The 25,782-nt window shown below is 52.9% G+C and carries 26 protein-coding genes, 1 pseudogene and 1 riboswitch; of the genes and pseudogenes, 19 read left to right on the top strand and 8 right to left on the bottom strand.

The features are described from left to right. The first annotated feature begins 181 nt into the window (after positions 1-181). Complete coding sequence (locus ACHHV8_RS21130) at positions 182-1,180, top strand: N-acetylglucosamine kinase (RefSeq protein ID WP_395161294.1); 999 nt, start codon at positions 182-184, stop codon at positions 1,178-1,180. A 97-nt stretch (positions 1,181-1,277) separates the two neighbouring features. Here the strand turns inward: ACHHV8_RS21130 and ACHHV8_RS21125 are convergent. Next, positions 1,278-1,900: pseudogene (locus ACHHV8_RS21125) on the bottom strand (DJ-1/PfpI family protein). A gap of 61 nt (positions 1,901-1,961) precedes the next feature. Further along, a riboswitch (ZMP/ZTP riboswitch) is annotated at positions 1,962-2,040 on the bottom strand. Between the two features lie 77 nt (positions 2,041-2,117). Then, positions 2,118-3,014 (bottom strand): helix-turn-helix domain-containing protein, encoded by an 897-nt coding sequence (locus ACHHV8_RS21120; RefSeq protein WP_395161292.1) that lies wholly within the window; start codon positions 3,012-3,014, stop codon positions 2,118-2,120. A 146-nt stretch (positions 3,015-3,160) separates the two neighbouring features. On the opposite strand from ACHHV8_RS21120, the gene ACHHV8_RS21115 reads away from it, so the two are divergent. The 11 genes from ACHHV8_RS21115 to ACHHV8_RS21065 all read left to right on the top strand — a co-directional run bounded on the left by ACHHV8_RS21115 (position 3,161) and on the right by ACHHV8_RS21065 (position 12,204). Beyond that, a complete protein-coding gene (locus tag ACHHV8_RS21115; RefSeq protein WP_395161290.1) occupies positions 3,161-3,820 on the top strand; it encodes a glycoside hydrolase family 78 protein in 660 nt (219 codons plus the stop codon). Positions 3,821-3,834: 14 nt separating this feature from the next. Further along, on the top strand, positions 3,835-5,856 hold the full coding sequence (locus ACHHV8_RS21110; RefSeq protein ID WP_395161288.1) for a family 78 glycoside hydrolase catalytic domain: 2,022 nt from the start codon (positions 3,835-3,837) through the stop codon (positions 5,854-5,856). A 223-nt stretch (positions 5,857-6,079) separates the two neighbouring features. After that, positions 6,080-7,072, top strand: coding sequence for a LacI family DNA-binding transcriptional regulator (locus tag ACHHV8_RS21105; RefSeq protein WP_395161286.1), 993 nt, complete (start codon positions 6,080-6,082; stop codon positions 7,070-7,072). 128 nt (positions 7,073-7,200) lie between these two features. Beyond that, on the top strand, positions 7,201-8,154 hold the full coding sequence (locus ACHHV8_RS21100; RefSeq protein ID WP_395161284.1) for a carbohydrate ABC transporter permease: 954 nt from the start codon (positions 7,201-7,203) through the stop codon (positions 8,152-8,154). Positions 8,155-8,202: 48 nt separating this feature from the next. Beyond that, positions 8,203-9,030 carry a carbohydrate ABC transporter permease gene (locus tag ACHHV8_RS21095; protein ID WP_395161282.1) on the top strand — a complete coding sequence of 276 codons (828 nt, stop codon included), beginning with the start codon at positions 8,203-8,205 and terminating at the stop codon, positions 9,028-9,030. A 65-nt stretch (positions 9,031-9,095) separates the two neighbouring features. Then, complete coding sequence (locus ACHHV8_RS21090) at positions 9,096-9,743, top strand: ABC transporter substrate-binding protein (protein ID WP_395161280.1); 648 nt, start codon at positions 9,096-9,098, stop codon at positions 9,741-9,743. 37 nt (positions 9,744-9,780) lie between these two features. Further along, positions 9,781-10,050 carry a hypothetical protein gene (locus ACHHV8_RS21085; RefSeq protein WP_395161278.1) on the top strand — a complete coding sequence of 90 codons (270 nt, stop codon included), beginning with the start codon at positions 9,781-9,783 and terminating at the stop codon, positions 10,048-10,050. Then, positions 10,034-10,564, top strand: coding sequence for a sulfatase family protein (locus ACHHV8_RS21080; protein WP_395161276.1), 531 nt, complete (start codon positions 10,034-10,036; stop codon positions 10,562-10,564). The genes ACHHV8_RS21085 and ACHHV8_RS21080 overlap by 17 nt, the downstream gene beginning before the upstream one ends. Continuing rightward, entirely contained in the window at positions 10,557-10,778 is a 222-nt protein-coding gene (locus ACHHV8_RS21075) for a hypothetical protein (protein ID WP_395161274.1), read from the top strand. Before ACHHV8_RS21080 ends, ACHHV8_RS21075 begins: the two co-directional genes overlap by 8 nt. Before the next feature lie 100 nt (positions 10,779-10,878). Next, positions 10,879-11,322 carry a nucleoside-diphosphate kinase gene (gene ndk / locus ACHHV8_RS21070; protein ID WP_395161272.1) on the top strand — a complete coding sequence of 148 codons (444 nt, stop codon included), beginning with the start codon at positions 10,879-10,881 and terminating at the stop codon, positions 11,320-11,322. Positions 11,323-11,502: 180 nt separating this feature from the next. Next, entirely contained in the window at positions 11,503-12,204 is a 702-nt protein-coding gene (locus ACHHV8_RS21065; RefSeq protein WP_395161270.1) for a methyltransferase domain-containing protein, read from the top strand. A 140-nt stretch (positions 12,205-12,344) separates the two neighbouring features. Here ACHHV8_RS21065 and ACHHV8_RS21060 read toward each other — a convergent pair whose 3' ends face one another. Both ACHHV8_RS21060 and ACHHV8_RS21055 read right to left on the bottom strand, forming a co-directional pair. Then, positions 12,345-13,460 carry an aminopeptidase gene (locus ACHHV8_RS21060; RefSeq protein WP_395161268.1) on the bottom strand — a complete coding sequence of 372 codons (1,116 nt, stop codon included), beginning with the start codon at positions 13,458-13,460 and terminating at the stop codon, positions 12,345-12,347. An 84-nt stretch (positions 13,461-13,544) separates the two neighbouring features. Next, positions 13,545-14,465, bottom strand: a complete 921-nt coding sequence (locus ACHHV8_RS21055) for an AraC family transcriptional regulator (protein WP_395161266.1) — start codon at positions 14,463-14,465, stop codon at positions 13,545-13,547. A gap of 165 nt (positions 14,466-14,630) precedes the next feature. Between ACHHV8_RS21055 and ACHHV8_RS21050 the strand changes: the two genes are divergently transcribed. Then, on the top strand, positions 14,631-15,917 hold the full coding sequence (locus tag ACHHV8_RS21050) for a Gfo/Idh/MocA family oxidoreductase (protein ID WP_395161264.1): 1,287 nt from the start codon (positions 14,631-14,633) through the stop codon (positions 15,915-15,917). Positions 15,918-16,012: 95 nt separating this feature from the next. On the opposite strand, the gene ACHHV8_RS21045 is transcribed toward ACHHV8_RS21050, so the two are convergent. Beyond that, positions 16,013-17,581, bottom strand: coding sequence for an IS1182 family transposase (locus ACHHV8_RS21045; RefSeq protein ID WP_395161262.1), 1,569 nt, complete (start codon positions 17,579-17,581; stop codon positions 16,013-16,015). 253 nt (positions 17,582-17,834) lie between these two features. Then, on the bottom strand, positions 17,835-18,308 hold the full coding sequence (locus tag ACHHV8_RS21040) for a C40 family peptidase (protein WP_395161260.1): 474 nt from the start codon (positions 18,306-18,308) through the stop codon (positions 17,835-17,837). Positions 18,309-18,547: 239 nt separating this feature from the next. On the opposite strand from ACHHV8_RS21040, the gene ACHHV8_RS21035 reads away from it, so the two are divergent. Next, positions 18,548-19,684 carry an AbrB family transcriptional regulator gene (locus ACHHV8_RS21035; RefSeq protein WP_395161258.1) on the top strand — a complete coding sequence of 379 codons (1,137 nt, stop codon included), beginning with the start codon at positions 18,548-18,550 and terminating at the stop codon, positions 19,682-19,684. A gap of 138 nt (positions 19,685-19,822) precedes the next feature. Here ACHHV8_RS21035 and ACHHV8_RS21030 read toward each other — a convergent pair whose 3' ends face one another. After that, complete coding sequence (locus ACHHV8_RS21030; RefSeq protein ID WP_395161256.1) at positions 19,823-20,677, bottom strand: helix-turn-helix domain-containing protein; 855 nt, start codon at positions 20,675-20,677, stop codon at positions 19,823-19,825. A gap of 216 nt (positions 20,678-20,893) precedes the next feature. On the opposite strand from ACHHV8_RS21030, the gene ACHHV8_RS21025 reads away from it, so the two are divergent. From ACHHV8_RS21025 to ACHHV8_RS21005, 5 genes are all read left to right on the top strand, one after another. Beyond that, a complete protein-coding gene (locus tag ACHHV8_RS21025; protein WP_395161254.1) occupies positions 20,894-22,390 on the top strand; it encodes a tagaturonate epimerase family protein in 1,497 nt (498 codons plus the stop codon). 35 nt (positions 22,391-22,425) lie between these two features. Beyond that, entirely contained in the window at positions 22,426-22,656 is a 231-nt protein-coding gene (locus ACHHV8_RS21020) for a hypothetical protein (RefSeq protein ID WP_395161252.1), read from the top strand. Next, positions 22,625-23,710, top strand: coding sequence for a glucuronate isomerase (locus ACHHV8_RS21015; RefSeq protein ID WP_395161250.1), 1,086 nt, complete (start codon positions 22,625-22,627; stop codon positions 23,708-23,710). Before ACHHV8_RS21020 ends, ACHHV8_RS21015 begins: the two co-directional genes overlap by 32 nt. Before the next feature lie 436 nt (positions 23,711-24,146). Beyond that, complete coding sequence (locus ACHHV8_RS21010) at positions 24,147-24,692, top strand: GrpB family protein (protein ID WP_395161248.1); 546 nt, start codon at positions 24,147-24,149, stop codon at positions 24,690-24,692. 35 nt (positions 24,693-24,727) lie between these two features. Next, complete coding sequence (locus tag ACHHV8_RS21005) at positions 24,728-25,186, top strand: GNAT family N-acetyltransferase (protein ID WP_395161246.1); 459 nt, start codon at positions 24,728-24,730, stop codon at positions 25,184-25,186. An 82-nt stretch (positions 25,187-25,268) separates the two neighbouring features. Here ACHHV8_RS21005 and ACHHV8_RS21000 read toward each other — a convergent pair whose 3' ends face one another. Then, entirely contained in the window at positions 25,269-25,595 is a 327-nt protein-coding gene (locus tag ACHHV8_RS21000) for an SPW repeat protein (RefSeq protein ID WP_395161244.1), read from the bottom strand. Positions 25,596-25,782: the final 187 nt, after the last annotated feature.

The raw sequence follows: 25,782 nt of genomic DNA, 5'->3' as shown, positions 1-25,782 counted from the left end.
GAATTCACTTGGGGAAGCTTGCGTTAGTATATGTGCGGCCATACGGATATTACTGTACAGCGGTCTAGATAAAGGAGGAAAATTTTAGGTGGAAGTTGAGGCTCTCCCTTCAAAATTCGAAGTAGGATTTAACGGAATGAATGTAGAATATACTGTAAATCAGGAAAAGGGAGGGTTACGGATGTACGATTTGGAGGATGTGATCATAGGAATCGATGGCGGAGGTACGCATACCCGCGTCGCAGTCAGCGATATGCAGGGAACGGTGCTGTCCTATTCTGAGCAAGGCGCCGCTTCGATCAATAAAGATGCAGGCGCAGTGCAAAATGTGCGGCAGGCCATCGTGCAGGCCTTGAAAGCTGCCGATCGGGAGCCTCGTCAAGTGAAAGGGGTTGCAGCCGGCATCGCAGGCTACGACGAGGAGGGGGACAGGGAGTGGGTTGAGCAGCTGACGGAGCTGGAAGGACTGGATTGTCCCAAATGGCATGTCAATGATGCGGTCGTTGCTCATTGCGGAGCTTTGCTCGCTCGGCCGGGCATTATCGTCATTTCAGGCACCGGCTCGATTCTGCTGGCGATTAATGAGAAGGGAGAGATGATCCGCAATTACGACTTTCATCATTATGCCGCAAGCGCTGCAAGATTTATCGCATATGACGCCGTATATGAAGCGTTAGCCCGTCAAACCGTTCCGGCGGACGCCGCATTGATCCGCAGCATGCTGGAGCACTGGGAGGCTCGTTCGCTTGAGGAGCTTTGGGGCATCGCCAGAAACGGGTTTACAGCGGACAGACGGGCGCGGGATCTGAGGTTCGGCCAATTCGCTCCCGCCGTTACGGAAGCGGCTCTCCAAGGCAGCCCGTTGGCCAGGAAAGTCTGCGACCGGGCGATTGACGAAATGATGGTAGGCATCGAAATGCTTGCGGCTGCTTTTTCCAGAGATGCCGTCACGGTGGCTTTTATCGGCAGTGTCGTGGGCAGTCCTTACTTCGCGAACCGGCTGAACGAGCGGCTCAAGCAGGGAACCGTCAAGAAGTATGAAGCCGTGACGCCGCAGTTTTCGCCGGTCATCGGCGCGGTGCTTATGGCCCGGCAGCGTCTGATGCTGCCTGTCGATAATGAGGTCATTGCCAATTTAAACAGGTGGCAGAGGCTTCAGGCAGGGCAATGGAGCTCATAGCAGACAGTAGGATAGGTGCCACGTACGAGCAGCTCTTTTACTTTTGTAAATCCGGCTTCACCTAACCACTCCCTGCCGTTTTGCGCTCCCCGGCTATTCATTGGGATCCCTTCTCCTGCAAAGGCTGGGGCTTCCAATCGTATTCCATCAATGCGGCGGCTTCAAGTGCTCTCGCTTGCCCGAGGCATTTGCCGATCACGTAGAGGGACATGTCTATTCCGGCGGACACTCCTGCGGATAAAATAATGCGTCCATTGTCTATATAGCGCGCCTCTTCCGTGATGACGGCTGAAGACGGGGCGGCCTGCCGCAGCTCCTCGACCGCCAGCCGGTTCGTTGTCAGCCGCAGGCCTTCGAGCAAGCTGGTCTTGGCTAGAATGAGCGCTCCTGTACAAACCGAGAGCACGAGCTCCGCCCGTTCCGCGCAGGTCTCTATCCAGCCGGTTACGGCCTGGTTGTGCATTTGCTGCCGCGTACCCGGTCCCCCGGGATAATAAGAATATCAGGCTGCGGGCAGTTATCGAACGCATAGGTCGGGTTGATGCTAAGCTGTCCCAAGGCTTGAACCGTCTCGGCCTTCTCCGTCACGGTGTACACGCGAAAATCTTGTCCGCGGCGGCTGCCGCTGAGGAAAGCCTCGTACGGTCCGGCAAAATCCAATATTTCGACCTGGTCAAAAAGCAAAATAGCTACATCTCTTCTCCGTTTTTCCGCTTCCATGAACGCATCTCCCTTTTGAGAAAATAAAAAGTATCCCTCCTCCACTGTGATGGAGGCTGGATACTTTTGCCCAGGCGTACGGCGTATGAAATAGATGCTTCCTCGTGGGACTCCACGTTACGCCAGTTGCATCTACCGGCACTGCTTATATTCGTTATATCAGGAATTCCATAAAATTACAATTACATTTTTTGAAGTATAGCCTATACAGGTTCCTTTACTTTTTCCGGGACTGCTGTCTGAATTCATTCGGCGTCGTGCCGACGATCCGTTTGAATACGGCGTTAAACGAGTCCATGTCTTTATAGCCGACAGTTTCGGCGATGGCGCTTATTTTGTGCCCGGTGGTGCGCAGCAGATCGCAGCTTTTTTGTATTCGCAGATTTTGCAAATAACTGCGGAAGCTTTGGCCTGTGAACTGCAAAAACAAGCGCTGCAGCTGGCGCTCGCTCCATTGTGAGCGGCCGGCCAGCTCCGCCAAGGTAACATTCCCTGGATAGTGCCGCTCTATATATTGAAGCACAGGAGAGAAGTTAACGCTTCCTTCCACGTCCGGCGTTTGCAGCTCCGGTGGTTGAAGGACTGCTTCGGCTTGCAGCCGGTACGTTTCAACAACCAGCTGCAGCAGCAGGGCATACAGAAAGGTTTGCGAGCCTTTGCGGGGGAGCCGGTATTCCTGATGCAGCTTGAGCAGCAGCTTCTCGATCGTTCCGTCCCGATCCCGCACTGAATGGCAGACAGGCCGGTCCGAATGCTGCAGAGAACGAAGGTAGGCTTCGATCTCCGGATCGGAAACAAGGCCTGTGAGCAGATGTAAGGCCGAGGCGGTGAACACGCAGTTGTAAACCACCAGAGGATATTTGGACGAATCGGCGGAGGCAGGGCGGAATACATGCGATACACCGACCGGAAGGACGAACAGCTGTCCTTTATGGACGGGCTGCACCTCTTCTTCGATGTGATGAAATCCTCTGCCCTCCGCAACATAGGCAAACTCGATGAAGTCGTGGGCATGCAGAGGCAGGTCGAAATCTTCCAGCGCCCGATTGACGAATATATGTACATTGGTTTTGAAGAGCATGTCGGCGGTCAAGGTTTGCGATGAACGTTTCATCAATCGGCTCCCTTATTCAGATTAACAAGGAATCGGCGTTTTTACCGGATGACAATGTCTGTTTTACCGGGGTTCCCGTCAAACGTTTTCCTATATCATTATAACGGATGGAAGCCTACTGACGTTAGTGAAAGGATGAGGTATCAATGCTGGAAGTACGCAAACTGCGATGTGAGTATTTGGAAAACCCCATAGGACTGGATGTGAAACGTCCCAGGATCAGCTGGCAGCTTCATTCCGATGATCGGCAGGTGAAGCAGCAGGCTTATCAGATTCAATTGTTCGAGCAGACAGATGGAGCAGGAACATCATTCATCTGGGATTCGGGCCGTACGGCCTCTGAGCAATCGGTTCATATAGAGCTGGCGGAAGTACAGCTCAAGCCCCGCCAGCGCTACTTGTATCAGGTACGGGTGTGGGATCAAAGCGGCGCCTCGTCGCCCTGGTCGGCGACGGCCTATTTCGAAACGGGCCTGATGGATTCCAGCGCTTGGCAGGCCGAATGGATTGCGGCGCCGGAGCACGTCGGCATCGGCGAAGAGCAATGCCCGTATTTGCGCAGAGGCTTCGAGATTCATGGAGAGGTAGAGCAGGCGCGTATTTATGCAACGGCTTTGGGGGTGTATGAGCTTGAGCTGAACGGGCAGCGTGTCGGTGAGAGTTACTTTACGCCGGGCTGGACCAGCTACAAGCATCGGCTGCAATATCAGACTTATGACGTAACGCCGCTGCTGACGGCCGGAGCGAATGCATTGGGGGCTGCTCTAGGCAGAGGCTGGCACAGCGGGTATCTTACCTGGAAGTGACCGCAGAAAGCTGTATGGCAGCTGGCCCCGCACTGCTGCTTCAGCTGCATATCCGGTATACGGGCGGCCGGGAGGAAGTGATCGGATCGGACGCAAGCTGGAAAGCGTCAGGCAGTCCGATCCTGATGTCCGAGCTGTACCACGGGGAAACGTACGATGCCCGGCTGGAGCAGGAGGGGTGGAGTACGGGGGCTTTTTCCGATACGGCGTGGCTGCCCGCTCAAGTGGTTCCGGGGACGGATCTGTCCATCCTCGTCGCTCAAGAGAACGAGACGGTGCAGAAGGCGGAGAGCTTGAAGCCGATTGGGCTTCTGACGACACCTGCAGGCGAGACGGTCATCGATATGGGGCAGAACCTGGTTGGATGGGTCCGCTTTACCGTAAAAGGCCCGAAAGGACTTGAGGTGCTGCTGGAGCACGCCGAGGTGCTGGATGGGGCCGGAAATTTCTATACGGAGAACCTGCGCAGCGCCAAGCAGCAGATCCGCTACACGAAGCGCTCCGATGAACCGGAAACGTATGAACCCAGGTTTACCTTTCAAGGCTTTCGTTACGTCAAGCTGACCGGTTTCCAAGACGTGCGGCTGAGTGATTTTACAGGTGTCGTGCTGCATTCGGCAATGGAGCCGACAGGTCATTTTGCTTGCTCGGATCCGCTTGTCAATCAGCTGCAGCATAACATCCTGTGGGGGCAAAAAGGGAACTTCCTCGACGTGCCTACCGATTGCCCGCAGCGCGACGAGAGGCTCGGCTGGACGGGGGACGCGCAAATGTTTATCCGAACCGCGACCTTTCTGATGAATGTCGCTCCCTTTTTCACGAAATGGTTAAGGGATTTGAAGGCGGACCAATTGGAGGACGGCGGCGTTCCGTTCGTCATTCCCGATGCGCTGAAAGACTTCGAGGGCATGGGCGGAAATCATTCCTCGTCGGCTTGGGGAGATGCGGCTGTGATTTGTCCGTGGACCTTGTATTTAACGTACGGGGACCGGCGCATTCTTGAAGAGCAGTACGAAAGCATGCAGGCCTGGGCACAATATATACGCAATCAGGGAGATCAGCCTTACCTGTGGAACACCGGTTTTCACTTCGGGGACTGGCTCGGACTGGATTCCAAGCCTGACAGCTATATCGGCGCTACGGACCGGGATTTCATCGCCACGGCGTTTTATGCTTATTCCGTATCGCTGCTGGCGAAGACCGCGGCAGTACTCGAAAAGAACGACGATGCGGAGGCATATCGGGAGTGGTACGGGAATATACTGAAAGCGTTTACGGATGAATTCGTGACGCCGGCCGGACGGCTATCGGTGACGACGCAGACGGCGAATGTGCTGGCTCTTATGTTCGGCCTGGTCGAAGGTGAGGCTAGGGAACGCGCTTCCGCCAAGCTGATGAGCCTGCTGGAGGAAAGCGGCTTCCATTTGACGACCGGCTTCGTCGGTACGCCTTATTTAAATCTGGTGCTGAGCGACACGGGAAATCATGAGGCGGCAAGCCGTCTTCTGTTCCAGAAGGATTACCCGTCCTGGCTGTATCAGGTGACGAAGGGCGCGACGACAATCTGGGAGCATTGGGATGGAATCCGCGAGGACAGCAGCTTCTGGAGCAAGGACATGAACTCCTTCAATCATTATGCCTACGGCTCGATCGGGGATTGGCTGTACCGCCGCGTTGCCGGAATCGATACCGACGAAGCGCAGCCCGGGTATAAGCATATCCGAATCCAGCCTCGCCTGACGCCGGGACTCGACTGGGCGGAGGCTTCTTTGGAATCGATGTATGGCACCGTTGCAGCTTCATGGAAGCAAACAGGCGGAGACGGCGTGACGGTCAAGGTGACGATTCCGCCGAATACGACGGCAACGGTTTGGCTGCCCGGAACGGATGCGGACCTTTGGCTGGAAAGCGGAACGCAGCTGGATCAGGCGGACGGTGTGCAGCTGTCGGAAGCGTCGCCGCAGGGCGTGCGGCTAGAGCTGGGCTCCGGCTCCTACGCGTTTATCAGTCAATCGGCAGCAGCCGGCAAAATTTAACTTTCCGAAATTATATCCATGTGATATGATCGGAAAAGTATGAAATAAAGGGGATGCCGTTGTGTGTCCCCCTATTTTTCGAGCGTTTCGGAACTGTACCGAAACAATACCGGTAACAGCCCGGAAACGGTTCGGCTTCCTTACACGGCTTTCATGCGCTATTTCCATGACCGTCCTGTTGTGCGGCGCTGCTTCCCATCTTGATGCTGGCAAGGAGGTTTCCATGAATATCCGAGAAATAGCCCGATTATGCGGCGTATCTACCTCTACAGTGTCCCGCATCCTGAACAATAAGCCCGACGTGCGTCCGGAGACGAGGGAGAAGGTCATCGGCATCATGAATCAGATGGCTTTCCGCCCGACTATTGCATCGCATCGTCATGAAACGATCGGTGTCGTTACGCCGACGGTTGCTCATCCCGAATTTATGGGAGAGCTGATGAACGGCATTATGGAAGCCGCCTATGCCCTTGGTAAGTATTTAACGCTTATTCCGACCCACCAGCCGGACGCGGAGGATCTCACCCATTTCTGCCGGTGCAACGGATTGAGCGGCATGCTGGTCATCAATCCGCCCCTGCAGTCGAATTTGCCCCAATCGCTCGTGGGGCACAAAATCCCGCATGTGATCGTCGCCGCTTCCTTCAAAGACCAGGAGGTGACCTGGGTCGATGTCGACAACAAGGGGGGCAGCGGGGAGATGATCAACCATCTTCTACGTGGCGGCCATCGGCGCATTGCGATTTTCCATCACAAACGGCACGCAAACCAATGTGAGGAGGACCGGATCGGCGGGTATATCCAGTCGCTGCAGGAGCACGGCGTTGCGCTAGATCCCAGCCTCATGCATGAAATGACGATGGCGGACGAGGATTTAACCGTGCCGATCCGCCGCATGATGCAGCAGGATCAGCCGCCGACAGCGATCTTCTGTACGACGCACCGGCTTACGTTTAATGTACTGAACCATCTCAAGCTTCTGCACATTCGGGTACCCGAGGAAATATCGCTCTCCGGCTTCGGTGATTATGACGTTACGGCTTTAATGACGCCGGCGCTGACGTCGGTTTATCAGCCGATCTACGACATGGGCAAAACATCCGTTCACGTGCTCGAGCAGCTGTTAAATGCTCCGGAATACAAGAAGCAGCAAATTACCCTTCCGACACGAGTCATCGTCCGTCACTCGACGCGCACGCTGTCCGTTACCCAATAAAGCACCTGATCCATTCTCCTTCGGTGCGTCAAATCCAATCACATACTAACTTAATGTCCGACCGGACCGCCGGAGGTCATCAGCTTTTGCTCCATTCTGCAATCCCAGTTTGAATCCAGGGGGAAGACATGAATGTAAAATCTGAATGGCCTCAGCGGTTGTCCGCCGCACCCGCTAGGCCGGAGAAGCGGCGCAGTCTGCTGCACAGCTTGTGGAAGGCCCGCAAAGCTTACGCCTTCTTGCTGCCTATTTTTATCTGCCTTGTCGTCTTCAAATACGGTCCGTTCGTATCGGCTCTGTTCAAATCGCTGTATGAATGGAACGGGGCGAACGTCGACCGTTTTGCCGGGCTCGCCAATTTTCGTGCGATGCTGGGCGATCATTCGCTTCATACCTCGCTTGTGAATGCGGTATGTCTTACGCTCGGTGCGTTGGCTGCCCATTTGACGCTTCCCCTGCTGGCCGCCGTGCTGGTATTCCATGTAGCGAGCAAGCGGGTCTCAGGCATCCTGCGGGTTCTGTTTATCGTTCCGATGGTAGTTCCGGGTATCGTTGTAATCCGGATCTGGTCGTGGATTTATGAGCAGGGAGGCGTATTGAACCAGCTGCTGAAGCTGGTCGGTCTCGGCGCTTGGAGCCATGCATGGCTTGGGGAGAAGAGCACGGTGATCGGCGCCATGATCTTTTATAACTTTCCTTGGATCGGAGGGATCTATTTTCTGATTTATTTGGCGGGACTTATGGCCATTTCGTCTGAGCTGTTTGAAGCGGGAAGCATGGACGGGATGGGAAGATGGAGCCGGTTCTGGCGCCTGGAGCTTCCGCTGCTGCGAAGCCAAATCAAACTGGTTGTGATGCTGACCGTCATCCATCAGATTCAGAACTTTGAGCTGCCGCTCGTGCTGACGAACGGAAGTCCGGGAGATGCTTCCCTGACACCGGCTCTGCATCTGTACAACCGGGCGTTTACGCACAATGAGCTGGGCTATGCGTCGGCCGTCGGCGTGATGCTGTTTCTCGTCATTTTACTGTTGACGGTCGTGAATAACCGGCTGCTGAAATCGACGGATAAGCCCGACTAACCGCCGGAGTCCGCTCCGATTTGCGGAATAAAAGGAGGCGATCCCGCCATGAAAATCAACAATCAGCCTGGCTATCGCATCGTACACGGGGCTGTGCTTGCCCTGCTGCTGGCGCTGACCTTATTCCCGTTTTATATGACGCTGATCAATTCCCTGAAGGATCGTGTAGGTATTATCAAGCAGTTCTGGCGTGTCCCGACTGCGCTGCATTGGGAGAATTACGCAACGGCATTCCGTTATTTATGGCCGTTTCTGCTTCATTCCGTGTTCATAACGGCATCGATCGTGCTGGGGGTGCTCGTGCTTGCGTCTACGGCGGCGTATGCATTCTCCCGGTTTGAATTCCCGGGCAAAGAACTGCTGTATATTTTGATCGTCATGCTGTTTATGATTCCGGGCTTTTTGCTGCTCGTGCCGCAATTCGTACTGATCAAAAATATGGGGCTGCTGAATACGTTCAGCGGACAGGTGCTGCCGCCGATGACGATAGGTTCAACGATGGCAACGATGCTGATGAGGGAATTTTTCACGAATATTCCAAAAAGCTTTTTTGAAGCGGCGGAGATGGAGGGCGCGCCGGAAAAAACGATTTTTATACGGATCGCCATTCCGCTGTTGCTGCCGGTTGTGGCGGTCGTGGCCATATTAAACACGATGAACGGCTGGAACAATTTCATCTGGCCGCTTGTTATCACCTCGGGCGATGCGGTCAAACCGGTCGTGCTCGCTTTGGGGCGCATCCCGGGGACTATTCAGCAGGGGCTGGGTCTCCAGCTGGCCGGCTATGTGATCGCGTCGATCCCGCTGATCGCTCTTTTTGCCGTGGCGAACCGGGCCTTTGTCGCAGGCGTGACCTCAGGATCGCTGAAGGGCTGAACGATCTACATCGTTATGCAGAATGAGCAATAGAGTACATAACTCATTTTAGGAGGAGAATCTATATGCAAAGGAAGTACCGGAAGGAAAGGAATTATGCCAAACCTATACTGCTGCTTGCGTCCGTTCTGTTAGCGTCGGGGGCGGCTGCAGGCTGCTCGGGAGAGCAGGCTGCCCAGCAGACGGGAGCGGAGCCCGATGGGAGCGCTCAAGGTCAGCAGTCGACGGGAGCCAACAAGGTCAAAATCACCTTTTCGACGGACCGGAGCAAGGTGGAGGAAGACAACCAGACTATGCAGAAGCTCGTCTCCGACTATAATGCGCTTCCCTCGGGCAAGGCTCAGGTGGAGCTGCAGCTTGCGGATTACGGAGACAACGGAAACGATGCCCGCACATGGGTAACCACCCAGCTGATCGGCAATAACGCGCCGGACATCTTCCGCAGCCGTTACCTGTGGACGCAGGAGGATTACGGGAAAGGTCTGCTGACCGACTTTAACGGCTATCTGGATAAAACGACGCCATATAACGACAACAAGCCTTGGCGCAGCACCTTTTCCGATTCCATTATGAATGCCATGCTCGTTCCGACGACGGATAAGATTGCGGGTATTCCCACCTTTTCCAATGCGGTTAGATTGTTTTATAACAAAGAGCTGTTCAAAAAAGCCGGCATCACGGAACCTGCCGCAGACGTGGGAGCAGTTCAATGAGGCTCAGGCGAAGCTGAAGGCCCAAGGAATTACGCCGATGGCGATCGGGACGAACAAACAGGGCGGTGACAGGCCCAACTGGATGATCCGGTATTTCTCCGACCAGACGGTAGAGAAGCTGATTCCCCAGCTGGATCTGGATAAGAACGGCTCGGTCACCTCGAACGAAATCGTCTTCGGCGTCGACTCCGGCTTGATTGACTTTACCAAGCAGCCGTTCATCGACCTGTTCCCGATTATGAAGGATTGGACGCAGTGCGGAGCGGGAGCCGATCGATCTATCCGTCGAGGTGCAGAACGATTATAAAGTCGGCGGAGCCGATAAGCTGAGCGACGATGAAATCCGGCGGATTCGCGTGGCTTATTACGGTTCGGTTACGCAGACCGATACGCAGATCGGGCGAATTCTGGATCAGCTGGAAGCGCTGAATTTGCGGGAGAATACGCTCGTCATCCTGACAGCGGATCACGGTGAAATGCTCGGCGACCATCACAGCTTCGGGAAGCGGACGTTTTATGAAGCGTCGAACCGGATTCCGCTCGTGCTCAGCTGGCCGGCTGCGCTGCCGCAAGGAGAGAGCAGGGAGCAGCTCGCCGTGCTGGAGGATGTGTATGCGACCATCTTATCCGCTGCGGGGGCCAGCCTCCCCGACGGGTGCGCGGGCGTCAATCTGCTGCCTTCGGCTCAAGAACTGCGAAGCAGAGACGCGCGGCGAGGTGTACGGCGAATTCGGGCGGGGGGCCATGCTCAAATTCATGAGACGCTGGGAGCACTACAAATATACGTATCATACGAACGGGGGGCTCGAAGCGTTGTTTGATCTGCGGAGCGATCCCGATGAGCTGCGCAATATCGCATTTGAGCACCCGGAGCTATGTGCGGAAAGCCGCAGCCGGCTGAAAGAGTACTACCAGCGGCACGATTTTACCGAGGCGTTCGAGAACGGGGAGCTGAAGCGGTTCGAACATCGCAAGCATGAGCCCCGCGGATTTCTGAATCAGGCGCCTCGCTGGGGAAATACCGTATTTGATTGAACCGGATAGCGGCAAAAGATGCCGATATGTTTGGAAACCTTCTCCAAATGGGTATACTGGTATATTACGGTAAACCAATATGTCTTCGTGGGAGGTTTCTATGGAAAAAACATTTTTGATGGTCAAACCGGACGGAGTGCAGCGCGGACTGATCGGAGCGATTGTACAGCGTTTTGAGAATAAAGGGTTCCAGCTGATCGGCGCCAAGCTGATGCAGGTTACGAAGGAGCAGGCCGAGTTTCATTACGAGGAGCATGTGAGCAGGCCTTTTTACGGCGAACTGGTAGAGTTCATTACGTCCGGTCCGGTGTTCGGTATGGTGTGGATGGGGGATGAGGTGGTGGCTCAATCCAGAGCATTGATGGGCAAAACGAATCCGCTGGAGGCCGCGCCCGGCACGATCCGCAGCGATTACGCGATGCACAAGGGGATCAACATTATTCACGGCTCCGACTCTCCTGAGGCGGCGGAACGGGAGATCAACCATTTCTTCAAGCCGGGGGAGCTCGTCACTTACAAGCGCTGCCTGGATGATTGGATTTAAGGACGGAACAAGCACGGAGCAGGGATTGTCCCATGCGACGCTGCCTGTTCCGTTTTTTTCATTCCGCAGCTGTCATTCGCATAAGATTCCATGAAAAGGAAAATGGGAGCGGCTCGAGAATACATGAAGGGAAGGATGATTGTATCGATGAAAATAATGTAGACACGAGGAGGTTATTTGGTGGGACCATCGGCCGATGAGGTATACGATTTGGTGTACGGCTCCAAGGATTACAGGCAGGAAGCCGCCATAATTCAAAGGCACATCGCTCGCTGCTGCCAACACGCCGAAACGGTACTGGACGCAGCCTGCGGGACGGGGAGGCATATCGCCTGCTTAACCGAATTTTACCAGGTCGACGGGCTGGATCTTAGCGAACGATTGCTCGCAATTGCGCGGCATAGAAACCCGGCTTCCCGATTCTGGCAGGGGGACATGCATTCCTTTGATCTGGGTAAGCGGTACGATGTAGTTATGTGTCTGTTCAGCTCCATTGCTTATGCGAACACCAGAGAACGGCTGGTTCAGACGATTAAACAATTCAAAAATCACTTGAAGCCGGGAGGTCTTATGCTGATCGAGCCCTGGTTTACGCCGGAGAACTGGTTTCCCGGCTATTTGGACGTTATTCAAGCCGAAAATGAGGAAATGAAGGTCAGCCGCATGTCCTTCTCGGAAAGCGCAGGGAAGCTGTCCGTGCTGCATTTCGAGTATCTTGTGGGAACCGATAAGGGAATAACCCGTTTTTCCGAGAAACACGAGCTGGGCCTATTCCGTGTGGAAGAGATGCTGAATGCGTTTCAAGAATTGAATCTGGCGGTGGAGTACGATCCGCAGGGACTCACCGGCCGAGGCCTCTATTTGGCGCGGCGTGCAAACTAGCTTCACCTGCCCGGCTGCTTTTTAAATACGAAGCGCTTATCTCCCAAAAAAAGAGCATACCCCATGAAGCCCGCCAGGAGAAAGAAATCTTCCTTTAAGCGGGCATTCATGATAGGTATGCTCTGATTCATGCTCACGCCTTATTTCAATTGATCCGGATTGAGCGGCTGCAGCTCCGGAAGCACGAACAATCCGTCCTTGCGGACCAGCACGTCGTCAAAATACATTTCGCCGCCGCCGTATTCAGGACGCTGAATCAGCACCATATCCCAGTGGATGGAGGAACGGTTGCTGTTATCGGCTTCGTCGTACGCTTGGCCCGGCGTAAAGTGGATGCTGCCGGCGATCTTCTCGTCGAACAAAATATCCTTCATCGGGTTGAGAATGAACGGATTGACGCCGATCGCGAATTCTCCGACATAGCGCGCTCCCTCGTCGGTATCGAAGATTTGATTGATCCGTTCCGTATCGTTGGAGGTAGCTTCTACGATCCTGCCGTTCTCGAAGCGAAGCTTGACGTTCTCGAACACGAAGCCGTTGTAAGGGCTCGGCGTGTTGTATGTAATGGTTCCGTTCACGGAATTTTTGACAGGGGCGGTGAAGACCTCGCCGTCCGGTATGTTCATTTCGCCGGCGCATTTGATAGCCGGAATATCTTTAATGGAGAAGCTGAGGTCGGTACCCGGACTGACGAGCCGGACCTTATCGGTTTTGTTCATCAGCTCGACCAGCGCGTCCATCGCGCGGCTCATTTTGGAATAATCCATCGTGCACACGTCAAAGTACAGCTTCTCGAAAGCCTCGGTGCTCATCGACGCCAGCTGCGACATGGAAGAGGTAGGATAGCGCAGGACGACCCATTTCGTATTTTTCACCCGGATCGTCGAATGGACTTTATGGTTGTACAGCTTGTTGTAAAGCTTCATTTGCTCGTCCGGCACGTCGGACAGCTCGTAAATATTGTTGCCCCCGCGCACGCCGATGTAAGCCTGCATCAGATTCATTTGAGCGGCATCGAATTCCGCCCAGGTCTTGATCTGTTCTTCCGTGGCGCCGATCAGCAGCTCGCGGATAATTTGGTGGTCCCGGACATTGACGAAGGGATGACCGCCGGCTTGATGTATTTTTTGAACGATGGCTTTCACCAGCTGGTTTTCAATTCCGAAGGCTTCAACCAGCACATTCTCACCGCGCTGCACACGGGTCGAATAATTGACCAGCACATCGGCCAAACGCTCCACTCTTGGATCTAACATTGGTTTTCACCCTTCTTTCCCAAATTAATGTAACGCCTACGTTCTCTATTATAAGCAAAAAGCATCGAGAAACCTAATCCGATTTTACTCGCCTCTGGCCCATTTACGGTACTGCAGAGGGGACATGCCGCAGATCGCTTTGAAAATTCTTCCGAAATGGGTGCTGCTCTCAAAGCCCACCTTCTCGGTAATGTCGGTGACGGATATCCTCGTGTTCTTCAACAGCTTCTGGGCCTCTTGAACGCGCAAAGTATTTACGTATTCAATGACGCTGAAGCCGGTCACTTCTTTATAAATACGGCACAAATAGTACGAGCTGATATGAAAATGGGCCGCCAGCCCTTTCAGCGACATTGGCTCGCGGAAATGCTCGTTGATATGCTTGACGATGTCCGACACCTTGCGGTGAAGCGTCGTCGGATGCTCCGTGTTTCGGCTTTTCCGGTCGGATTGCCGGAGATGGCGGAGGATCATCAGGAGCAGCTCCCCGAGCAGCAGCTTCATATAGCCTTCCGAAGCGTCGTCGGGCTGTTTTTTCTCGCGCAGCATTTTTTCCATGACCGCTTCCACGGCGAGCACCTCTCTGGCATCCAGATGAAGCACCGGCCCTTCGTCGAATACCTGGTACAGTCCTTCGACAATTTCCCCGTGAATGTTGGCCATAAAGCTTTCCGTGAAATTAATCAGAATACGCTCATGGTTAGGGGCATGCGATTCCGTCGTTTTGTGCAGCACGTTAGGCTGGATGAGGACGAGATCCCCTTTATTTACATGATAGGAACGGTCTTTAATGAAATAAAACCGTTCGCCTGCACGCATATAGTAAATTTCATACGAGTCGTGGGCGTGATTCTGCATCATATTGAAGGAATCGGTCCGAACCGAATGGTCCAGATGAAAGCCGTCCTTGACAGAGAAGTTGAAGGGCCGCTTGGCCGCTGCCGGCTGGGCTTCAGAGATCGGCAGAGGGGAGGCGGTTCCGTGCTTACGTGCCTTTTTATCCATCGGAGCAGCTCCTTTCTCCTTATATTCAGCTAATGAACTTCTCAAGTGAGAAAAAGTAAATAGCAATAAAAGTCGAAAAAAATAAAATGTAAGCAATAAGTGTGCTGTTTTCATGTATTTATTGCGCTATACTCACAATAACATAACCAAGGGAGGAATTACTAGATGTCGAATCGTAAACGCTACGCATTAATTGGGACAGGCGGAAGAGCAAGCTTCTTCTATACGTCCATTGCAAGAGATTATAAGGAAACTTCCGAGCTGGTCGCTTTTTGCGACGTCAACCAAACCCGGATGAATGTGGCGAACCAAAAGCTGGAGCCGTTCGGTGTCGGACCGCTTCCTACCTATAAAGCGCATGATTTTGACCGAATGATTGAAGAAACGAAGCCGGACATCGTTATCGTTACGACGGTGGACCGCACGCACCATACGTACATTATCCGCGCGATGGAGCTGGGCTGCGACGTTATTACGGAGAAGCCGATGACCGTGGACGATGTAAAATGCCAGGAAATTTTGGACGCTGTCAAAAGAACCGGCCGCAACCTGCGCGTCACGTTCAATTACCGCTACTCCCCGCACAATACGAAGATCCGCGAGCTGATTCTCGACGGCGCTATCGGCGACGTTCATTCCGTTCACTTCGAATGGCTGTTGAATACGAAGCACGGCGCAGACTATTTCCGTCGTTGGCACCGCGACAAACGCAACAGCGGCGGTCTGCTTGTTCATAAATCGACGCACCATTTCGATCTGGTGAACTTTTGGCTGGGTACGCAGCCCAAAACGGTATTTGCCTTGGGCGATCTGATGTTCTACGGACGTGAAAATGCGGAGAAACGCGGCGTTACCGAGTTTTACTCCCGTTCTCATGGCAGCGAAGCGGCGAAGAATGATCCGTTCGCGCTGCATCTGGAAGAAAATCCGCAGCTGAAAGCGATGTACCTGGATGCGGAAAAAGAAGACGGCTACTACCGCGACCAAAGCGTGTTCGGCGACGGTATCAACATCGAGGATACGATGGGCGTCATGGTGAAATACAACAGCAACGCGATTCTGACCTATAACCTGTACGCTTACGCTCCATGGGAAGGCTTCCGGGTCTGCTTCAACGGCAGCAAGGGCCGCATCGAGATGAACGTGGTGGAATCCTCCTACGTGAATTCCGGCGGAGATCAGGCTCTCGAAGGCGCGGTGAAAGGGAAGAAGATTACTGTATTCCCGATGTTCGACGCACCGTATGAAGTGCATGTAGAGGAAAAAGCCGGCGGACACGGCGGCGGTGATCCGGTGCTCTTGAACGATCTGTTCGGCGAGAAGGAGTATGACCGCTTCAACCGTGCGGCGAGTCATGTAGACGGAGCGATGTCGATCCTGACAGGGATTGCGGGCAACCAATCGATTCGTACCGGACTGCCTGTACAGGTAGCCAACCTGGTGAAATTTTAATTACATGTAAGCTAAATACAAAGGGGCTGTCCCAAAAGTAAATTTGGAGACACCCTCTGGAACAAAATAAGATGACATTCGAAAAAACCAAGGAGCTATGCGATCTGTTCTCGCTTAGCTCCTTGGTTTTTGGTATCTATTGCAGCTTTCTTAAGTAGATTGTGGGCAAGGGAAAGCCACCCGACCTCCAGACTTACTTTTGGTAAGCCACGAAGCAGAAATCTTCTAAATCCTCTGTTGTGTTTCATATCACCAAACACAGGCTCCGGCTCGATCATGCGCCTCACTGCCAGGGCATAACCCTCTTCACTGCGGAGCTTTTGCCTTGCTTGGCCCTTTAGCCGCAAATACTTCATGCTGACTTTGATCTCACGGTTACCTTGGGCCTTCGTACACTGTGGTTTCAGCGGGCATTCCTCACAGCTGGTGCTTCGGTAATGCCTGTGTTCGATTTCATACCCACTTTCTTTTTTTTCCTTACTTACCCTACGAAAATGGAGCGGTTGTCCGGCTGCGCATGTCCACGTGTCTTGCTCGCTGTTGTAGGTCCAGTTGTCGATCTTACTGATGTCCTTTTGCCATGCCTTGCTTTTTTCGCGATGGTACGTGCTGTACTTTACAATGGCTTCGACTTTGTTCTGCTCCAAATAGTCATAATTCTCCTCACCGCCATAGCCCGCATCAGCGATGACGGTGTGTGGCAGCTTGCCGAACTGTGATTTTATTTTCTCCAGATGAGGGATGAGGCAGCGCGTATCGGTCGGCCGCTGGTGAACGCTGTAGCCGAGAATGAATTGATTTTCAGTGCCAATCTGTACGTTGTAACCCGGCTTGAGCTGGCCATTTCGCATGTGGTCTTCTTTCATTCGCATAAATGTGGCGTCATGGTCCGTTTTGCTGTAGCTGTTTCGATTTCCTAAGATGATCTCATGTGTCTCATACTTTTGGAGCCGCGGAAGCAAGTCCTTGCGGAGCGCACGCACCGCCTTCTTTAGCGGTTTATCTTTAGGCTTCTCCTGCAGGCGCTCTTCCAACTGCTTGACGGCATGTGCCAGCTTTTCACTTGTGATGGCAGATGACTCTCCCAGCTCGTGAAGATCCCTGCCCTCATGTGCTCCTTCTTCTTGCCTCTCAGCTTCTTCAATGGCGGCGAACAAGGTCTGGACTTTCTCCTGGAGCTTGGCCTTGTGCTTCACGACAGCCTTTCCCCAAACAAACGTATAGCGGTTGGCATTGGCTTCGATCTTCGTGCCGTCCACAAAGTAATGCTCCAACTGCACATAGTTCTCCTCTGCGAGGAATTGAAGAACGGCCGTAAACACAGTCTCCAGTACAGTTTTCATTCGTTCCGAACGAAAGCGGTTGATGGTACGAAAGTCCGGGCGCTGCCTGCCTGCGATCCACATAAACATGATGTTTTCACGGACAGCCTTGGCAATCTGGCGAGAGGAGTAGATGCGTTGTGTGTAGGCATAAATGATGACTTTGGTTAACATCTTGGGGTGATAGCTATCTCGTCCGCCTCCGGGGTAAGCGGCGTCGAAGATAGCGGCGTCGAGACGATTGACGGCAGTGTTTACAACGCGAACGAGGTGGTTTGCTGGAATGTCCTCTTCTAAATCCATTGGCAGGCAAAGTTGATCCATGGTATATTGAATGTACAAAAGAAACCTCTCCTTTATGTGAATGGTGGGTGGTACTTCCATTTTACCAAAGGTAGGTTTCTTTTTGTTGTACAAAATGAGAGGGCGTCCCTCAGTCATTTAATGACTTATGGGACACCCTCTTTTGCAATATATTTAAGTATCCGTCGGATGAATATTCATCGGTAAAAGCAATCAAGCATCTTCGCAAAAAGGATATCATCCTATCCGGATAGATGGTATGATTACCTATGTCGTATTTTACATAAGAGTCTTACAAGTGACGTCCTTCGATGAAACGGGTGCTCCAATAGCCTGTGGTCAAGCTGGAAATAACGACACCGGAGCTTTTGGTGTTGCTGATAAACTTGTTATCCCCGATATAAATGCCTACATGATCGATTTGATTCTTTTTGCTCACGCTGAACATGACCAGATCGCCTTTTTTCAGCTTAGACTTGCTGGATACCTTCGTTCCTTCTTTGGCTTGAGCCTTGGAGCCCCATGGAATGCTGATTCCATTTTTCTTGAACACGAATTGTGTAAACGAAGAGCAGTCGAAGATCAGCTTGTCCGGGTTGCGATCGCCAAATTTATATTTGACCTTGCCAATATATGATTTAGCCGTGCTAACTATTTTATCGTCTTTTGATGCGGAAGCGGCTGAAGCATGCTGCGGAACGGCGAGGCCGGCACCCGACAGCAATAGCGATAATGTTAGTGTTGTGACAGTCAGCATCTTTTTCATTTCTGTTAAGCACATCCTTCTTCCAGTTATGGTATTGAAAGGCCTGTCTTCCTAAAGCGGCCTATAACTACCATACCACAAGTAAAAAATCCAGTAATTTCTAGAGGCGGGCTGAGCGCTAGAGCCGCGCAGGTTTCTGGCTATGTATGAGAAATCCATTAGAATTTTCTCAGGAAAAATCTATTGAAACAAGGCGCTTTCTGTGATAAGAGCCGAATTATGGGAAATGAGGAATGTTCATGAATCGTATGGTGGAAACGATCCTGGTCACGTTTGCCGGAGGCCTGCTGTTTACCCTGCTGCACATTCCGTTAAGCTGGATGCTCGGACCTCTGACGGCAGTCATTGTATGGTCGCTTGCAGCTCGCAGGAAATTGACCTGGAGCGGCGGTCTCCGCAATGCGGGACTGGCTCTGCTCGGGTACAGCATGGGGCTTTCCGTTACGATGGAGAGCGCAAAGCAAATCTCGTCGCAGCTGCCCTCGATGCTTATCGCGACGCTGCTGACCATCGTATTCAGCCTTCTTGCCGCTTATATCACAGCCCGGCAGACGGGAATCAGCTTTGCCAGCAGCGCGATCGGCAGCATCCCGGGAGGGCTGTCGCAGATGGTCGTGCTGAGCGAGGAGATTAAAGGCGCGGACGGCGGCATCGTTGCCTTTATGCAGACGATCCGTCTGCTAAGCGTTATCTTTATCGTACCGTTTCTAACGGTTCACGGTCTGGCAGACGGCGTGATAACGGGAAACGGCGCGATGGGAGCAGCGGGAAGCGGGGGGAACGGATTGTGGGAGTCGCTGATTGCGTGGTTTCAGGAGTTGGGGGCACGGCCTCTTTTTTCCGCTCTTGTGGTCATATTGATTGCAGCTTCCGCATGGCTGGCGGGAAAAATGCGGTTTCCGACACCGCATTTTCTCGGCCCGATTCTTGCCGGGGCTCTGCTGACAGTGGGCGGACTGGAGCCGTTCCATCTGCCTCCTCTGCTCATTATGCTTGCACAGTGGAGCTTGGGCATCTATATGGGACTTGGCATCAAATTAAGCAGCTTATCCAATTGGCGGAAGCTGCTGCCTTATTCCATCGCGGGAAGCGTCGCGGTCGTCGCCTTCTGTCTGGCGGTTTCGTACGGTTTTACGCTGGTGTATCCCGTTTCGCTGATGACATCGTTCCTAAGCACCGCTCCGGGCGGCATGACGGAAATGGGCGTTACGGCTTCAACGGTAGGGGCGGATATTTCCCTGGTGGTTGCGTATCAAATGTTTAGAATTTTGTTTATTTTATTTGTTGTGCCGTACATGCTGCGCTGGGGCTTCCAGCGTTTGGAGAGCATTCGGGGACGGGGGCGCGGCGGATCGGAGCCGGGCATGCCCGGATAAGAACCGGCTTATAGCGAGAGGAGCAGCAGGAGGGTTCATTCCGACGTCCTGCATACGGAACCAAATGAACCGCCAAAGCCGCATCGAATTGAACCCCAATGAATGGACATGTCCGGACATTTGGGGTTCAGTTCGCATCTAGGCTTGGCGGTTTTGTTTGCGGTATTCGTGCGGCGTCATTTTGGTCAGCTTCTTGAACATGCGTCCGAAATGAGCGATATTTTCGAAGCCTACCGTGTCGGCGATATCGATAATTTTGCGCTCGGATTCGCGCAGCAGCGTCTGGGCTTCGCGGATGCGCGTCATATTGACGTATTCGATAAAGGTAAAGCCGGTGATTTCCTTAAAGGCGCGGCTCAAATAGTACGAGCTCATGTAGAACTGCTCCGAAATGCCGGACAGCGTCATCGGTTCCGCGAAGTGGACATTGATGTACTGGACGATTTCGGATATTTTTTTGTGCAGGGGGCTGGCATGCTCGAAGGGAACCGTTTCATGGCGCTCCGCATAGCGGCTCGAGAACAGCATCAGCTCCACGAGAAGAAGACGAATATAGGTCTCGAATCCGGTCGCCTTTTCCTTCAGCTCCTTGGTCAGCTTGCCCATAATGGTCTGGACGAAGATCTGGTCCTGCAGTTTGAGGCTCAGCACATGGGTCGGCTGCCGGAAAATGGAGAAGAGGGACGGATGATAGAGCGGGTGGTCCGTATGAATAAATTTGTCGCTGAAATTGATAACGATCCGCTCATGTCCGGGCTGCCCTACGTCGGATGTTTTGTGGACGTCATTTTTGCTGATAAAAACAAGATCGCCCGGAGAAATCAAGTACGAGCGGTCTTTGATGAAGTAGGTCCGCTGGCCTGACAGCAGGTAGTACACCTCGTAAGTCTCGTGAAAATGATTCGTCCGCTCGAACGGCTCCGTACGTTTGATATGCTGCATATAAAAATCGCCTTCCTCCGCCCCGTAGGTGAGGGAAACCGTTTCGCTCATAAAAAATAACACCGCTTTCTACTGCTGGATTTCGCGCTTAAAAGAAAGCTGCATTCTTTCTTTTAAGTCTATTTTTTGTCTATTGTAGCAGAGTGACTGCAAAAATCATAGCAAAATACGCATATATATTTTGAATATAAGCAAGAAAGGCGAAGAAACTAATATGATTTTGCGATATGATTACGTTATCCAAATATTGAGGGAGGCTTTTAATCCATGAGTCAGTTTCAAACGATCGCCCAAGCTATGAAACAGGGCAATGTAACAGATATCGCAGCAGACAACGTAAAAGTGTATCCGCATTCATTCTCCGAGTCCGGCGGCGTACAGCTTCTGATGGTAAAAAGCGACAACACGAAATATATCCTCGCGACAGGCGAAGGCGCATTGTTCGATGAGCTTCAAGGCGAAGCGGACGGCGGAGTGAAGGTATGCCCGTTAACGCATGAGAACCGTCTTGTTCTGAATAAATATTTTGACTACACCGTGCCTCGCGCGTTCGGTACCCAAGTGGCGACCATCGGTCTCGGCGACCGTCTGGGCATTGCGTCCCCAGGTCATATCCAAACCGTGCGCGGCAGGGATGTGCGTCCGATTCTTGCGCAGCAAAGTATCCGCGAGCTGAACCTGACAGGCCGGGATTACAAGCAAGTCGTGGATGCGGCGTGCTACGCGGCATTCCAGGAAGGCTATAAAGACGGCTTTGGCGCAGACGGCGACCATTTGAAGGTGGAAGCGGATATCGAGCTTGCATTGGGATTAGGCTTCACGATGCTGACGCTGGACTGCTCCGAATATATCGACAACACGATCGAAGGCTTGTCCGCAGCGGAGCAGGCTGCCAAGTATGCTGAAGTGTCCGAAGCAACCCGCAATCATTACGAGTCCTTGTACCTGGACAAAACGTTTGAAGTTGCCGGCACGTCCATTTCGTTCGACAAAGAAACGCTGATCAAAAATGTGCTGATCTATGGGCCGGCTATCGACTTCATGGAGCATATTTTTAACAAATATATTAAAACGGCTGACCGCGAAATCGACTTCGAAATCTCGATCGACGAGACCGCGACACCGACAGATCCGGAATCGCACTTCCTGGTTGCCAAAGAGCTGTACGGCCGCGGCTTGACGATCTACAGCATGGCGCCTCGCTTCATCGGCGAATTCCAAAAAGGGATCGACTATATCGGCGATATCGCCCAGTTCGAGAAAGAATTGATTATCCATGCAGCGATTGCGGATGACTTCGGCTACAAGCTCAGCATCCACTCCGGCAGCGACAAGTTTAGCGTATTCCCGATTATCGGCAAATACACCAAAGGCCGTTTCCATGTGAAAACTGCAGGAACGAACTGGCTCGAAGCGGTAAGAACGGTAGCCAAAGTGAACCCGGACTTGTACCGCAGAATGCACCAATACGCGCTGGAGCATTTTGAAGAAGCGACCGCATACTACCATGTTACGACGGATCTGAGCAAAGTAGCGCCATTGGATCAAGTGGCCGATGCCGATTTGGCGGATACGTATATGAACGAAAACAATGCCCGCCAGCTGATTCACATCACCTACGGTATTTTGCTGCAGGCTAAAGACGAACAAGGCAGCTCGCTGTTTAAAGACGAGTTCTACCGCACGCTTAGCGAGCAAGAAGAAGCATTCGAGCAATCGCTTATTTCCCACATCGGCAAACATTTGGATTTGCTTGGGAAATAATTGATGGTCCGAGCCGGTAAAGGGGAACGACTCCGATGGCAGCAAGACCGATACAAACCAAGGATCAGCTTCGTCTAACCGTTGAACGGACGGTACAGTCCATGCCGGCTTCCGATGTATGCACGTATGTGTATCCCGAAGCGTTCGGGGGCCTTTCCCACTGGGGAATCGACACTTTGCTGACAGACAGCGCTCTGATTGACGAGCTGCAGCGGTGCCGACCGGATTGGTCCGATGCACGCAGCGGGGAGTTCACGGTTCCGTGAGCAGGCGGACGCAGTATGGACAGCGCTGTTCAGAGATCGTATTCCTTACAGCGAAGCCTGCCGGAGTGTGCTGTCCGTGCTGCAGCGCCTCGGTCTGGATACGAGTTCGAGAGACTTGCAGGCTTACCGGTCCTTCTTCGGCGGAATTCAAGCATCGGATTATACGGACTTGATCTTTAAGCTGTCAGGCGTCACCACGGTTTGCATGACCAACGATCCGTTCTCGGATGCCGAGCGTCAAGCCTGGGAACAGGTCGATCAGCTGGACCCGCGCTTTAATACGTCCTTGCGGATCGACAAGCTGTTGAATGCATGGGACACCGCTTCGGCCCGTCTGCGGGCATGGGGCTATGATGTCGATGCGGCGTTGAACGGCAGAACGTACAGAGAGATCCGCGGTTTCCTGAAATATTGGATTGCGAGGATGAATCCCCTCTACCTGTCTGCCGCTTTGCCTGCGGATTTGGCGGATCGGGAAATGACGGCACGCGTCCAACTGATCGAACAGTGCGTGCTGCCTGTTGCCGGTGAAGCCAATATCCCGCTGGCATTGCTGATCGAGAGCGGACATCCGTCCTCTTCCGCGTTGGGACAAGCTGTGCGGCGGCCTGGACAGTCCGCGCTGTCCGTTGTGGAGGCTTTATGCGCTGCGCATCCGGAGCATAAATTTATGTGCTCGCTGGGGCCTGACGGCGAACAGGGCAAGCTCACCTTGCTCGGCAGGCAGTACCGCAATCTGCATTTGATCGGGAGCTGCTGCGAAGCAGGTGTGCCGGGCTCTATCGAGGAGACAGTCCGCCGGCGGCTTGAGCTGCTGGGAGCTGATGGGACTCCTTGGTATTCGGGAGGCCGCAGCCTGGAGTGGCTGCTCTATAAATGGGATCAGTCCCGCGCGATGGCCGGCAAGGTGCTGTATGACAAATACAGCGGCCTGATGGATACCGGCTGGCGGCTGACGGAGGATGAAATCGCCAAAGATGTAGCGGGCCTGTTCGGGGAATCGTTCTGGACCTTTCTGGGCCGTCCGAACCCGGCTACAGCATTCAAAGCTTAACAGGAAATCCGTGAAATGGATAGGAATAAGCGGTATTTTCACCGATTTCAAAGGCGGACGTAGACTCTTCCGGAGAATATCCCTCCTGCGTGTGTATTTTTTAATGTATTCCAGGCTTCTTAATAGGAAATCCGCGCCAAATTCGGCGCGGATTTATTTTCTGAAAGTAGAAGAGAGCAAGCGGCAGATCAGAAGAGGAAATGGGTAAGGGGGGGGGGAAGTTTACGGGCCGTCTTTGAAGTCGTGTTCCCACCGCTGGATCTTATAATAAGGAACACGACTTCAACAACGGCTGGAACCCCTTACCCATTCCCCCCCCCCCGCGCACCAACGGACGGGTATGAATGCTGCAATGATTAGAATCATTTAATACCTAGCGGCCTGCCATGTATTTCTTTTATAATTGCTTTAGATTAGATCAGATAAGGAGCCCCCTATGAGCGAACCAGTTATCCTGTTTCCATATGACGAAGACTGGAAGGAGCAGTTTCAAAGCACAGGCCGCCTGCTGAGAGAAGCCCTGGGAAGCGCGGCTATTCGTATCGATCACATTGGCTCGACAGCGGTGCCGGGACTTCAGGCTAAGCCTATTATCGATATTCAAATTTCAATGGAATCGCTGGAGCCGTTGGCCTATTACAAGCCCTTGCTGGAGAAGGCCGGCTTCTTCCACCGGGCACATAATCCGGATTTAACGAAGCGTTATTTCAGAGAAGGCGCCGGAAGCCAAAGAACACATATCCACGTCAGAGAGCATGGAAGCTGGTCCGAGCAGCTTGCGCTTTTATTCAGAGATTACCTGCGCAGGCATCCGGAGGACGGAGCAGCCTATGTCTTGAAAAAGCTGGAGCTGGCCGGTCTGCATCAGAACGAGCGGGAAAGGTATGTAGACGGGAAAGAGCCGGTCATTTGGGACATTTTACGAAGGGCCAGCGGCTGGAGCCAGCGGGTCGGCTGGAAGCCGGGGCCAAGCGATGTGTAAACACGAACTTGAGCGCGAAAACAGGAGGTGCGCCTATGCTTATAAGAGCACTGCAAAGCGGTGAGCCGTATCCGATGGAGCTGCTGCTGCTGGCGGACCCGGAGGAGCAGATGGTCCGCAAGTACATTCGCGATTGCGTATGTTACGTTGCCGAGGAGGAAGAAAGGCTGCTCGGCATCTATGCGCTGCTGCCGTCAAAGCAGGGAAGCGTTGAACTGGTCAACATTGCGGTGAAGGAAACGGCGCAGGGGAAAGGGATAGGCGGAACGCTGCTGCGGCACGCCATCCAAACGGCCAAACAAATGGGGTTTCGTTCCCTGGATCTCGGCACGGGCAACTCGAGCATCGGACAGCTTGCTTTTTATCAGAAGCACGGGTTTCGGATGGTGGCGATCGACCGGGATTATTTTGTAAGGCATTACAGCGAGCCTATTATCGAGCATGGCATCCCATGCCGGGATCGGGTTCTGCTGAGCCTTGAGCTGCAATCATAGCTAAAAACAAAAAGACGTTCTCTCTGGCAGAAGCCGAAGGAGACAACGTCTTTTTATTTGTGATAAGGCCGGCTTCCGTTCTTCATTCAGCCTGCTCCTCTGCGTTCATGTTGTAATAATTAAGCAGAACCGTGACAATGCCAAGGCCAACCAGAGAGACCGTCTCCATCAGCTGGAAGGCAAACGTGATGGGAAACATAATGAACCAGACGCCCATAAGCAGGGCGAGCCAGTTTTGCCAGGCATTCCAGCCTTTTTTTCCGAACGCCAGCAGAGAAGCGAACAGCTGTACAGCCCCGCATATGACGCTGCTGAGAAATGCGTTGGTATGGTCCGAGTAGTCGAATATCCAAGGAGCCATAATAAACCACAGACCAATTAGAGCGGATAAGCTGTTTCTAATCGTCATGTTCTATACCTCCCTTTATAAAATGCAGAATTTTCAAAATACTTCTATTTTCAATATATGCAAGCGATTTCAAAAAGGAACCGGAAAGAGCCGGGTACTCAGGAAACATCGCATGAAAATGCAGATCGGCAAGTACTCCCCTCTCCCCCTAAGATGTACATACAACTTGAAAAAATGATATAATACA

The organism is Paenibacillus sp. TAB_01 (assembly GCF_043945595.1).
Taxonomy (GTDB): domain Bacteria; phylum Bacillota; class Bacilli; order Paenibacillales; family NBRC-103111; genus Paenibacillus_S.
This window is presented reverse-complemented; position numbering and strand designations above follow the sequence as displayed.

Bases quoted from the DNA above. Each gene is read 5' to 3' on its own strand.
- ACHHV8_RS21130 (WP_395161294.1), top strand. From the start codon at position 182: ATGTACGATTTGGAGGATGTGATCATAGGAATCGATGGCGGAGGTACG.
- ACHHV8_RS21120 (WP_395161292.1), bottom strand. From the start codon at position 3,014: ATGAAACGTTCATCGCAAACCTTGACCGCCGACATGCTCTTCAAAACC.
- ACHHV8_RS21115 (WP_395161290.1), top strand. From the start codon at position 3,161: ATGCTGGAAGTACGCAAACTGCGATGTGAGTATTTGGAAAACCCCATA.
- ACHHV8_RS21110 (WP_395161288.1), top strand. From the start codon at position 3,835: ATGGCAGCTGGCCCCGCACTGCTGCTTCAGCTGCATATCCGGTATACG.
- ACHHV8_RS21105 (WP_395161286.1), top strand. From the start codon at position 6,080: ATGAATATCCGAGAAATAGCCCGATTATGCGGCGTATCTACCTCTACA.
- ACHHV8_RS21100 (WP_395161284.1), top strand. From the start codon at position 7,201: ATGAATGTAAAATCTGAATGGCCTCAGCGGTTGTCCGCCGCACCCGCT.
- ACHHV8_RS21095 (WP_395161282.1), top strand. From the start codon at position 8,203: ATGAAAATCAACAATCAGCCTGGCTATCGCATCGTACACGGGGCTGTG.
- ACHHV8_RS21090 (WP_395161280.1), top strand. From the start codon at position 9,096: ATGCAAAGGAAGTACCGGAAGGAAAGGAATTATGCCAAACCTATACTG.
- ACHHV8_RS21085 (WP_395161278.1), top strand. From the start codon at position 9,781: ATGGCGATCGGGACGAACAAACAGGGCGGTGACAGGCCCAACTGGATG.
- ndk (WP_395161272.1), top strand. From the start codon at position 10,879: ATGGAAAAAACATTTTTGATGGTCAAACCGGACGGAGTGCAGCGCGGA.
- ACHHV8_RS21060 (WP_395161268.1), bottom strand. From the start codon at position 13,460: ATGTTAGATCCAAGAGTGGAGCGTTTGGCCGATGTGCTGGTCAATTAT.
- ACHHV8_RS21055 (WP_395161266.1), bottom strand. From the start codon at position 14,465: ATGGATAAAAAGGCACGTAAGCACGGAACCGCCTCCCCTCTGCCGATC.
- ACHHV8_RS21050 (WP_395161264.1), top strand. From the start codon at position 14,631: ATGTCGAATCGTAAACGCTACGCATTAATTGGGACAGGCGGAAGAGCA.
- ACHHV8_RS21040 (WP_395161260.1), bottom strand. From the start codon at position 18,308: ATGAAAAAGATGCTGACTGTCACAACACTAACATTATCGCTATTGCTG.
- ACHHV8_RS21035 (WP_395161258.1), top strand. From the start codon at position 18,548: ATGAATCGTATGGTGGAAACGATCCTGGTCACGTTTGCCGGAGGCCTG.
- ACHHV8_RS21030 (WP_395161256.1), bottom strand. From the start codon at position 20,677: ATGAGCGAAACGGTTTCCCTCACCTACGGGGCGGAGGAAGGCGATTTT.
- ACHHV8_RS21025 (WP_395161254.1), top strand. From the start codon at position 20,894: ATGAGTCAGTTTCAAACGATCGCCCAAGCTATGAAACAGGGCAATGTA.
- ACHHV8_RS21020 (WP_395161252.1), top strand. From the start codon at position 22,426: ATGGCAGCAAGACCGATACAAACCAAGGATCAGCTTCGTCTAACCGTT.
- ACHHV8_RS21015 (WP_395161250.1), top strand. From the start codon at position 22,625: ATGCACGCAGCGGGGAGTTCACGGTTCCGTGAGCAGGCGGACGCAGTA.
- ACHHV8_RS21010 (WP_395161248.1), top strand. From the start codon at position 24,147: ATGAGCGAACCAGTTATCCTGTTTCCATATGACGAAGACTGGAAGGAG.
- ACHHV8_RS21005 (WP_395161246.1), top strand. From the start codon at position 24,728: ATGCTTATAAGAGCACTGCAAAGCGGTGAGCCGTATCCGATGGAGCTG.
- ACHHV8_RS21000 (WP_395161244.1), bottom strand. From the start codon at position 25,595: ATGACGATTAGAAACAGCTTATCCGCTCTAATTGGTCTGTGGTTTATT.